9 protein-coding genes are annotated in these 10,398 nt (G+C 29.6%); 5 read left to right on the top strand and 4 right to left on the bottom strand.

The window, feature by feature from the left end; genetic code table 11:
- Positions 1-173: 173 nt before the first annotated feature.
- Positions 174-2,828 (top strand): valine--tRNA ligase, encoded by a 2,655-nt coding sequence (locus tag Q0H31_RS12035; protein WP_295298513.1) that lies wholly within the window; start codon positions 174-176, stop codon positions 2,826-2,828.
- An 880-nt stretch (positions 2,829-3,708) separates the two neighbouring features.
- Here Q0H31_RS12035 and Q0H31_RS12030 read toward each other — a convergent pair.
- Genes Q0H31_RS12030 through Q0H31_RS12020 form a run of 3 tightly spaced genes read right to left on the bottom strand, consistent with a single transcriptional unit; the run spans position 3,709 to position 4,288 of the window.
- A complete protein-coding gene (locus tag Q0H31_RS12030; protein WP_295298515.1) occupies positions 3,709-3,858 on the bottom strand; it encodes a helix-turn-helix domain-containing protein in 150 nt (49 codons plus the stop codon).
- A 6-nt stretch (positions 3,859-3,864) separates the two neighbouring features.
- On the bottom strand, positions 3,865-4,023 hold the full coding sequence (locus tag Q0H31_RS12025; RefSeq protein ID WP_295298511.1) for a hypothetical protein: 159 nt from the start codon (positions 4,021-4,023) through the stop codon (positions 3,865-3,867).
- Complete coding sequence (locus Q0H31_RS12020) at positions 4,007-4,288, bottom strand: type II toxin-antitoxin system RelB/DinJ family antitoxin (protein ID WP_295298509.1); 282 nt, start codon at positions 4,286-4,288, stop codon at positions 4,007-4,009. Before Q0H31_RS12020 ends, Q0H31_RS12025 begins: the two co-directional genes overlap by 17 nt.
- Before the next feature lie 585 nt (positions 4,289-4,873).
- Between Q0H31_RS12020 and speD the strand changes: the two genes are divergently transcribed.
- Genes speD through speB form a run of 4 tightly spaced genes read left to right on the top strand, consistent with a single transcriptional unit; the run spans position 4,874 to position 8,833 of the window.
- Positions 4,874-5,686, top strand: a complete 813-nt coding sequence (speD, locus tag Q0H31_RS12015) for an adenosylmethionine decarboxylase (protein WP_295298507.1) — start codon at positions 4,874-4,876, stop codon at positions 5,684-5,686.
- A complete protein-coding gene (locus tag Q0H31_RS12010) occupies positions 5,679-7,124 on the top strand; it encodes an aminotransferase class I/II-fold pyridoxal phosphate-dependent enzyme (protein ID WP_367117139.1) in 1,446 nt (481 codons plus the stop codon). The genes speD and Q0H31_RS12010 overlap by 8 nt, the downstream gene beginning before the upstream one ends.
- A 4-nt stretch (positions 7,125-7,128) precedes the next feature.
- Positions 7,129-7,998: a polyamine aminopropyltransferase gene (gene speE / locus Q0H31_RS12005; protein ID WP_295298503.1), complete on the top strand. Its 870-nt coding sequence runs from the start codon at positions 7,129-7,131 to the stop codon at positions 7,996-7,998.
- On the top strand, positions 7,991-8,833 hold the full coding sequence (gene speB / locus Q0H31_RS12000) for an agmatinase (RefSeq protein WP_295298502.1): 843 nt from the start codon (positions 7,991-7,993) through the stop codon (positions 8,831-8,833). Before speE ends, speB begins: the two co-directional genes overlap by 8 nt.
- Before the next feature lie 74 nt (positions 8,834-8,907).
- Here speB and Q0H31_RS11995 read toward each other — a convergent pair whose 3' ends face one another.
- A complete protein-coding gene (locus Q0H31_RS11995; RefSeq protein WP_295298501.1) occupies positions 8,908-10,245 on the bottom strand; it encodes an MATE family efflux transporter in 1,338 nt (445 codons plus the stop codon).
- Between the last annotated feature and the right edge of the window lie 153 nt (positions 10,246-10,398).

Genomic DNA, 10,398 nt, shown 5'->3' with positions numbered 1-10,398 from the left:
TAAATTATGATACACCTATGCTATACTTTAAGAAATTAAGGAATTCCTAACTGCAATATGTCTGGCTCCTGTGCATAATACATAAAAATTAATAATTGAAAAATATTCTATATAGTATAAAATATTGTATTAATTTTGAAGATTATTATATTAATTCATTGGAGGAAAAGAATATGAAACATACTTTAGAAGGGCCATATACCCCTAAGAACATTGAAGACAAATTATATAATTTCTGGAAGGAAAGCGGATTTTTTCATGCAGTTATGGATAAAAATAAAGAACCATATTCTATAGTCATACCTCCTCCAAATGTTACAGGCGTACTTCATATGGGACATGGTCTCAATAACACACTTCAGGATATACTTATAAGATTCCATAGAATGCTTGGAAAATGCACTTTATGGATGCCGGGTACTGACCATGCGGGTATTGCTACACAAAATGTTGTTGAAAGAAGATTAAAAGCTGAAGGCAAAAATAAGCATGATTTAGGAAGAGAGGCTTTTGTTAAAAAAACTTGGGAAGTAGCTAATGAACATCATTCTATAATAGTAAAGCAGTTAGAGAAAATAGGCTGTTCATGCGATTGGGAGAGAGAGAGATTTACTCTTGACGAAGGACTTAGTAATGCTGTTAGAGAGGTATTTGTTGAGCTTTATAATCAGGGTTTAATATATAGAGGAAAATATCTTATTAACTATTGTCCAAGCTGCGGCACTGCTTTGGCTAATGATGAAGTTGAGCACGAAGAAGTTGCTGGTGCCTTATATCATGTTAAATACAAAATTGAAGGAAAAGATGAATATATCGAAATAGCCACTACAAGACCTGAAACAATTTTGGCAGACGTTGCTATTGCTGTTCACCCAGATGATGAAAGATACGCTCATCTTACAGAACAAGACGTTTTAATACTTCCTATAGTTGGCAGAAAATTAAGATTATTAAAAGACACTTATGTTGATAAAGAGTTTGGTACAGGAGCTTTAAAAATCACTCCGGCACATGACCCTAATGACTTTGCTATAGCCCAAAGACATAATTTAGAAATAATAAATATACTTAATGCAGACGGTACATTTAACGAAAACACTCCTGCTAATTATCAAGGAAAAACTGTAAAAGAGGCAAGAGATTTAATTATAAAAGAGCTTGAAGCTATTGGAGCATTCGTTGGAAAAGATAATATCAAACACCAAGTAGGACACTGTTATAGATGTCATAATGTTGTAGAGCCTTATTACAGCGACCAATGGTTTGTAAAAATGAAGCCTTTAGCAGAAAAAGCTTACAAGGCTGTTAATGACGGTAATACAAAAATATATCCTGAAAGATGGATTAACACTTATAATCACTGGATGACTGATATTAGAGATTGGTGTATAAGCAGACAATTATGGTGGGGACATAGGATTCCTGTTTGGTACTGCGATGACTGCGGAGAGATGATGGTTTCAAAAACTGATATTACAGAATGCAGTAAATGTAAATCTAAAAACATTCATCAAGATGAAGATGTACTTGATACTTGGTTTTCTTCTTGGTTATGGCCTTTTTCTACTTTCGGCTGGCCTCAAGTTAATGAAGAATTAAAATATTTTTATCCTACTACTGCACTTGTTACAGGTTATGATATATTATTCTTCTGGGTTGCAAGAATGATTATGGCAGGAACTCATTTTATGAATGATGTACCTTTCAAAGATGTTTATCTTAATGGTCTTATAAGAGATAAAATCGGAAGGAAAATGTCTAAGAGCTTAGGAAACGGCATTGACCCTATAGAAATTATTGATGAGCATGGAGCTGATGCATTTAGATTTACTTTATCATTTATAACTTCATTAGGCGGACAGGATATTTGGCTTGACAGAGAACTTTTCAAAATGGGAGGAAAGTTTGCTAATAAAATTTACAATAGTGCTAAATATATTTTTGGTAACATTGAAGATAATGCTGATATAAAAGATTTAGACAGCTGCACTCTCGAAAATAAAGACAAATGGATATTATCAAGACTTCAAAAAGCTATTGAATCAACTACTCAGAAATTAAAAGAGTATAGATTTGATGAAGCTTCTCAGACAATTTATAAATTCTATTGGAATGAGTTTTGTGATTGGTACATAGAAATAAGTAAATTTGATTTGAAAGATGAAAGCAAAAAAGAAAAAACTATTGCAGTATTGTTATATGTACTTGAAGAATCAATGGCTATGATTCACCCATTTATGCCGTTCATTACAGAAGAGATTTATTCTAATTTACCAAAGCATAATATTGGTTCAAAAGCATTGATGATTAGAGAGTATCCAAAAGCTAATAATAAATACATATTTGAAGACATAGAAAAAGATTTTAACTTAATTCAAGATATAGTGTCTGGAATAAGAAATTCACGTTCATCATTTAATTTACCTCCAAACAAAAAACTTGATGTAATAATTCGCTACAGTTCAGATTATTTCAAAAATACTGCAGAAAGCTATAAGGACATTATATCAGCACTTTCACTTACAGAGTCATTGAATATAGTCTCTTCAAAAGATAGTGAAAGAAATAAAGGTTCATTTGTTAAAGTATTTGAAGGCGGCGAAATCAATGTTAATCTTGTTAGCATAATAGATTTAGAAGCAGAGAAGAAGAGATTAGAAAAAGAAGCAGCAGCCTACAAAAAAGATTTGGAATCTGTAAACAAAAAACTTTCTAATGAAAACTTTATGAGCAAAGCTAAGCAGGAAGCTATTGACACAGAAAACAGAAAGAAAAAAGAGTTTGAAGATAAACTAAAAGGTATAGAGGAAGTTTTGGCTTCTTTATAATTTTTAATAATATTTTATAATTAAAAACTTGACTTATGTTTGTTGATGTAAGTCAAGTTTTTTATTTTAATTAATATATACCTAAATAACTATATTTTATCAATTGATATATTTTTGCTCATACTCTATCAACTTTTTCCCGCAGCTCGCGGTGCGGACTTCGTCAAAGTTGCAAAAAGTGCAAATACTACAACTTTATATTTTCACAATATATCTTCAATGTAATATAATATCTAAAATTTAACGTACACCTAAAGGTAGATTTCGTTAAATGCAGTCCTTTTGCTTCTTTGGGACACGCCGCAGGCACTTCCTTTGGTCGCAAAAGAAGTGAGGGTGTGGGGGCTAGTCTCTGAAAATAATAATTAAAAACTTGGCTTATGTTTGTTAATGTAGGTCAGGTTTTTATATTTTTTATAAATTTATAGCTTGACAAATATTTTTTATATGCTATCATAACTATCGGAATGATCATTCAAATTCTTAATAGGAGGTATAATTATTATTTAAATTTATTTTAAAATTTCATAAGGAGGAAAAATGAAAAAATTTTTCTGCTCAATTTTTGATAAAGTTAAGTCCTTTATTAAAAGAAATTCCTCAGAAATAGAGAATCTCTTTTGGAATTTTATTAATGGCTTAATTGATATCAGAAAAAGTGAAATAAGATCAAATTAATGGTAATTTTGACTATGAAATACTGATCAATATCTCGATGATGAGATGAAATACAGACCAATACCTCGATGATGAGATGAAATGCTGATCAATATCTCGATGATGAGATAAATAATAAAGAATCGATTCTTACGCCTGCTGATTTTTTTATTCAGCAGGTTTTTTTATTTAAAAAATTATTGACAAACAAGTCAAATACTAATCATACAAATTTTATAATCAATTTTTTATTAAGAAATTTTGCAGCTTTTTCTAAAGTATCTAATGTTATAGAATTGTTATTTTCATCTAAAAGTCTGTATATTGCTGCTCTGCTTGTATTCATTTTTAATGCTAAATCAGATTTTGAAATATGTTCTTATTCCATTATCTCTTTTAATTGATAAACTATTAATTCTTTAGATGATAAGGATAAACATTCCTCTAAAATATTTTCTTCTTTAATATAATCAAAGAAATCTCCTCCTATAGGATTATTTATTTCTTTAGTATCTTTATTATTATTTCTTGTTTTCATTTAATAACTCTCTTTTATGACCTAATCCAGATTTTAATTCCAAATACCCCTCTTTTAAAAATCTTATATTTTCTTCATTGTAGAAATTATCACTATTATTATTTAATTGTTTAGTTTTTTTTATTTTAAATGGAATAGATTGAGTATTTATAGAAGTTACCAAAAATATATTGATAGCAGTATTAAAATCCAAGCCAAGATCATTAAAAAGTTTATCAGCTTCATTTTTTAATTTATCATCAATTTTAATAGTTATTTCTGACATTTCCTAATATTCCATAAATATTTAGTATGATGTTATTATATCTATAAATTAATTAAATACAATATTGTTTTGTTAGCTTAGATAATTGATTAAGAAATTATAAATAATATTTAGCCCTTAAAAACAATATAAATACTTGTTTACATAATTCATAAATTTTCTTGTCAAAAATATACAAAAACTATTAAAAAACTATTGCACAAAAATCAAAAAAATATATAATTCCTACTCGTAATAGAAAATCGAGTGGTTTATTTGATTCCTATTGCATCCATTTTGGTAAAAATATTTTGACCTTAACCTGTAAAAAGGGGAAAAGAGGCCATACGGACAGCCGGGTCAAAAGCCGATTTGCGATTCAATCGTGTTAATTTATTTATAAGGTATAAACGTACTTGTGAATGATCAACATGAGCAGTAAAAGTAGAAATTACTGTATAGGCTCAAATAAACTAATATTCATAAATAGTTAAGATCTAATCAAGTACAATTATTTATCTTTATGTAAGGAAACTTATGTTAGAAAAATAATTGTATTTTTTTATCTAAGATTTCCTTCTATACAATATTGTTAGGAGGATTTTTATGCCAGACAAAATTAAACTATATGGGTTTAATAATCTCACAAAAAGTTTAAGCTTCAATATCTATGATGTATGCTATGCTAAAACAGAACCAGAACAAATGAAGTATATAGATTATATTGATGAGCAATATAATTCTAAAAGACTTACAGAAATTTTATGCAATGTAACCAATTTAATAGGGGCTCATATTCTAAACATATCAAAACAAGACTATGACCCTCAAGGTGCAAGTGTAACTATACTTATTTCGGAAGAACCTCTAAAAGATACTTTGTTAGATGAAACATGCAACAAAGGAAATATTGCATTTGTAGAAAAAGAAACAGTATGTGCACATTTGGATAAAAGCCATATCACCGTTCATACCTACCCTGAATATCACCCTAACAAAAGCATATCATCATTTAGAGTTGATATTGATGTGTCTACTTGCGGAAAAATATCTCCGCTTAAAACTCTTAATTATCTTATTCAATGTTTTGATTCTGATATAATATCTATAGACTACAGAGTAAGAGGTTTTACAAGAACAGTAGACGGCAAGAAGTGTTTTATAGACCACAAAATAACAAGCATACAAGATTATATAAGCGAAGAGATACAAGAGAAATATGATGCTCATGATGTTAATATATATGGTTCAAATATTTTCCATACTATGATGATAATTAAAGAATTAAATTTAAGCAATTATTTATTTGGAAAAGATGTTAATGAATTTACTCCAAAAGAGAGATTAAAAATATCGAATGATCTTCGAGAGGAAATGATAGAAATATACTCAGGAACAAATATATATGACAATGAATAATCAGAAAAAAACACCTATTGTTGATGCATTAAATAAATACAGAAAAAAACGCATAGTGAGTTTTGATGTTCCGGGACACAAACAGGGAAAAAGCACAAAAGTTCTTGCCAATATTTTAGGTGAGAAATGCGTACATATAGATTATAATTCATCAAAGCCCTTAGATAATGCAACTCACCCTATAGGAATAATAAAAGAAGCTCAAGAGTTAATGGCTGAAGCATTTAAGGCTAAGGAATCTTTTTTAATGGTTGGAGGCACTACTTCTGCTGTACAGGCTATGATATTTACTGCGTGTAAGCATGGAGATAAAATCATACTTCCTCGAAATGTTCATAAAAGTGCTATAAACGCTTTAGTATTGTGTGGGGCTATACCTATATATGTAAATCCGGGAGTCAATAAAGAATTAGGTATATCTCTTGGAATGAGTGTAGATGATATAAAAAAAGCAATAGAGAAACATTCTGATGCTAAGGCTATATTTGTTAACAACCCCACCTATTATGGAATATGTTCTGATTTGAAGAAAATAGTAAAATTAGCACATGAAAAAGGCATGATGGTTTTGGCAGATGAAGCACATGGGACACATTTTTATTTTGGGGAAAATCTTCCTATAACTGCTATGGAGGCAGGAGCCGATATGAGCTGTGTAAGTCTTCATAAAACAGGAGGCTCTCTCACTCAGTCATCTGTACTTTTAATAAATGATAATGTAAATGGAAATCATGTAAGGCAAATAATCAATCTCACTATGACTACAAGCCCAAGTTATATACTTATGAGCAGTTTGGATATAGCAAGAAGCGAATTAGCTATTAATGGAAAAGAAATTTTTAAAACAGTTGTTAATATGGCTGATTATGCAAGAAGAGAGATAAATAAAATAGGCGATTATTATGCTTTTGGAGAGGAGATAGTAAATAATAATGATGTATATGCTTTTGATAATACTAAGCTATGCATACATACCAGAAAAATAGGACTCGCTGGAATAGAGGTATATGATAAGCTTAGAGATGAATATAACATACAAATAGAGTTTGGAGATATAGGAAACATTTTAGCTATAATATCTGTTGGTGATAGGAATTTTGAATTAGAGCGTTTAATTGCAGCTTTAGCAGAATTAAAAAGAAAATATAAAAAAGACTATACTCATTTATTTGACCATGAATATATTAATCCAATAGTAAAATACAGTCCTCAAAAAGCTTTTTATAGCAATAAGCATTCTATGTTATTGGATAAATCAGCAGGAAAAACTTCGGCTGAATTTGTTATGGCATATCCTCCGGGCATACCTATAATAGCACCCGGTGAAGAAATTACAGAAGAGATAATCACTTATATAAAATATGCAAAAGAAAAAGGCTGTGTAATGCAAGGCACAGAAGATATAGAATTAAATAATATACAAATAATGGAGGAATAATAAAATGGATCTTTGGTACACAGAAAATCATACTGAAGAAGTAAAATTTTCAATAAAGGTAGAAAAGCAATTATATTCTGCACAAACTAACTTTCAGAGAATAGATGTATTTGAATCAAAAGAGTTTGGAAAGTTTTTTACATTAGACGGTTTAATAATGGTAACTGAAAAAGATGAGTTTATTTATCATGATATGATAGTGCATATACCTATGGCAAGCAACAGTAATATTAAAAATGTATTAGTTATAGGCGGCGGCGACGGAGGCACTGTTAGAGAATTAACACGCTATAAAACTATAGAAAAAATACATATGGTAGAAATAGATGAACAGGTTGTAGAAACATGCAAAAAATATTTCCCTACAACAACTTCAGGATTAAGCGATAAAAGAGTTACATTATATTTTCAGGACGGACTTAAATTTGTAAGAGATGCAAAAGAAGGAGAATATGATTTAATAATAGTAGATTCAACAGACCCATTCGGACCGGGAGAAGGATTATTTACAAAAGAGTTTTACGGCAATTGTCATAAAGCATTAAGTAAAGACGGAATATTAGTAAATCAGCATGAATGTCCTTATTACAGCGATTATGCCTATAATATGCAAAGAGCTCATAGAAACATATATGACACTTTTAATATAGCTAAAGTTTATCAGGTTCATATACCAACATACCCAAGCGGACACTGGCTTTTTGGATTTGCTTCAAAAACTATAGACCCTATAAAAGACTTTAATAAAGAAAAGGAAGAAAAATGGCTTGCTCATAATTTAGATACTAAATATTATAATTTGGATATACATAAAGGCTGTTTTGCTTTGCCTACCTATGTAAAAAAATTATTAGAGGAATCTCATCATGAATAATCAGCCTAATATATTTATGGCATTAGATTCTAATTTTGAAGAAAGCAGCATAGTTTTATTTGGTGCTCCCTATGACGGTACGGTAAGCTACAGACCCGGTACAAGATTTGCTCCTCAAGCTATAAGGCAGGAATCTTTCGGAATAGAAACTTATTCTCCGTATCAGGATAAAGATTTGGAAGATTTGAAAGTTTTTGATTATGGAGACTTAGAGCTTCCAATGGGAAATAGAGAAAAAGCACTTGATATAATATACAAAAAAGTCAAAGAAATCATTGATAATAATAAAATACCATTTATGATAGGCGGGGAACATCTTGTAACATTGCCTGCATTTAAGGCTGTATTAGAAAAATATAATGATTTGGTGCTTATACAATTTGATGCTCATGCTGATTTAAGAAATGATTATTTAGGAGAAGAATTAAGTCATGCATGCGTTATGCAAAGATGCTACCAAATTATGAAGTCAAAAGAATTATATCAATTTGGTATAAGGTCTATGACTAAAGAAGAACATGACTTTGCAAATAAGCATACTGTGTTGGAAAAGTTTTCAGCAAATACTGTGCTTGAAGTAAAAGAAAAAATAAAAGACAAACCTGTGTATATCACTATAGACCTTGATGTGTTAGACCCTTCTATTTTCTCTGGAACAGGCACTCCAGAACCTGGAGGATTAACGTATAAAGAATTGCAAAAAGCTATACTTGATATGAGAGGCTTAAATATAGTAGGATTAGATGTTAATGAACTTTCACCCGATTATGACCATAGCAAAGTATCAACTATAACAGCTTGCAAGGTGATAAGAGAATTATTAATGATAGTGTAAGTATTTTTAAATAAGGGTATATAAAAAATTAATATACCCTTAAACAAATTATCTTAACATAAACTAAAAAACACTTAAACTAAAACATCAATGCTTCTATTTTTGTATAAAGCTATTGAAACTATTAATGTTATAATCTCGCTTATAGGAAGAACCAAAACAAGCCCTAAAAATCCAAATATATTGGGCAAAACAAGCACCAACAAAATAGGCAAAATTAAAGTTCTTAAAGCGGCAATCAAAGCAGATGCTAAAGCTTTTTGAACAGAAGTATAATAGGCACTCATTATTATATTTATTCCAACGCATATAAATATCGGTATAGATGCCCTCACAAAAAACATAGCATATTCAGTAGTTTTTGAATCTGTATTTTTTAATAAAGCATTAACTAATATACTTGGATTTATAATTAGTATAAAAGAAGCTGATATTGATATCGATGAAACAAATATTATTCCCATTTTTAGAAAATCTTTCATTTTGTTTTTATTTTTAGCTCCGTACGAAACGCTTATTAAAGAAGACAAAATCTCTCCTATATCGCTTGCTATCATTATAAAAAATGTGATTATATAATTTGCAGCAGAGTAAATTAGTATCCCATTGTTTCCTAATATTTTATATGCTGTTATATTAAATAGCCATGGTATTATTCCAGAAGAGATATTGCTTAAAAACTCTGAAAAACAATTTAATATAGCTTTGAATATATAATTCCAGCCTCCATATACTTTTATGATTTTTATTTTGCATTTAGAATTCAAAAAATATGATAATCCTATAATAAATGAAATAATATAGGAAAAAGCTGTAGCCCAAGCAGCACCAGAAATACCCAATTTTAATATTGCAATAAACAACATATCCAATATTATGTTTACTAAAGATGAACTGATAAACATGAAAGAAGCAAACTTTGGAGAACCATTAAGCCTTATAAATTGACTGAATACATAAGCCATTCCCCAGAAAAATACAGATATAATAACACCATTAATATACTCTAATGAAAAATTATATATATTTCCATGAGCTCCAAATAATGGAAGCAATGTTTCTCTAAATATATAAATTAATATTAATACAGGAGTTGTGAGAGCTAAAACAGTTATTAAAGTTTGGGTAAATATTAAACTCGCACGCCTCATATTATTTTCGCCAATGCATTTACCAGCTATAGCAATAGAGCCTAATGTAAGCATAACGTATAATGCAAATGATAATGCTGTTATTGGCCAAACAATTCCTATTGCAGAAAATGCTTCTGATGATATAAAATGAGCTACAAATAAACCGTCTATAAATACAGCTGAGCTTTCTGTAAGCATTCCGAGCATACTTAAAATTGTATAGTTTATAAATATTTTTTTACTAGAGTTTTCTTTTAAAACTTTATTATTAAGCTGCATAGTGCACCTCGCAATTATATGATTTCTCAGAAAAGTTTTTATTAATAGAGTTTATTGAACAAAATTAGAATACTTTTGTATGCACAGGAGCCAGACATATTGCAGTTAGGAATTCCTTAATTTCTTAAAGTATAGCATAGGTGTATCATAATT

Origin of the sequence: uncultured Brachyspira sp. (genome assembly GCF_934747485.1) — a bacterium.
Lineage (GTDB): Bacteria > Spirochaetota > Brachyspiria > Brachyspirales > Brachyspiraceae > Brachyspira.
This window is presented reverse-complemented; position numbering and strand designations above follow the sequence as displayed.